Origin of the sequence: Nocardia carnea NBRC 14403 (assembly GCF_000308515.1) — a bacterium.
GTDB lineage: Bacteria > Actinomycetota > Actinomycetes > Mycobacteriales > Mycobacteriaceae > Nocardia > Nocardia carnea.
Genome location: NZ_BAFV01000032.1, coordinates 1 through 439 on the forward strand (window position 1 = coordinate 1; position 439 = coordinate 439).

Annotated in this window: 1 protein-coding gene; it reads left to right on the forward strand. The window is 62.9% G+C overall.

Annotated features, from left to right (window positions below; genetic code table 11):
* Positions 1-261 (forward strand): MMPL family transporter (locus tag ON22_RS11750; RefSeq protein ID WP_043740053.1); only part of this gene is annotated, 261 nt, incomplete at its 5' end.
* Positions 262-439: the final 178 nt, after the last annotated feature.

Genomic DNA, 439 nt, shown 5'->3' on the forward strand with positions numbered 1-439 from the left:
ACCCCGGATCACGGCACCGTCGGCGGTATGGTGCGCGCGGTGTCGGCGACGGGTGCGGTGATCACCAGTGCGGGCATCGTGCTCGCGGCGGTGTTCTGTGTTCTCGGGGTGCTGCCGCTGATCACGCTCACCCAGCTCGGCATCATCGTCGGTATCGGCATTGTGCTGGATACGTTCCTGGTGCGCACGGTGGTCATTCCGGCGCTGTTCACCGTTGTCGGCCCGAAGGTGTGGTGGCCGAACGCGCTCGCGCGCAAGTGAAACAGACCCGCTTGACACTGGATTGATAGGCAAGGCTAGCCTGGGTCACCTCGGGGTGGTGCTCGGCGCCACCCCTCGGCCTATTCGATGTTGTACTGGGCGACCAGTGAAAGAGGGACTTATGCTGACCGTCCACGAAAACGGTGTGCCGCTGAATATTTCGTATGCCGACCTGATG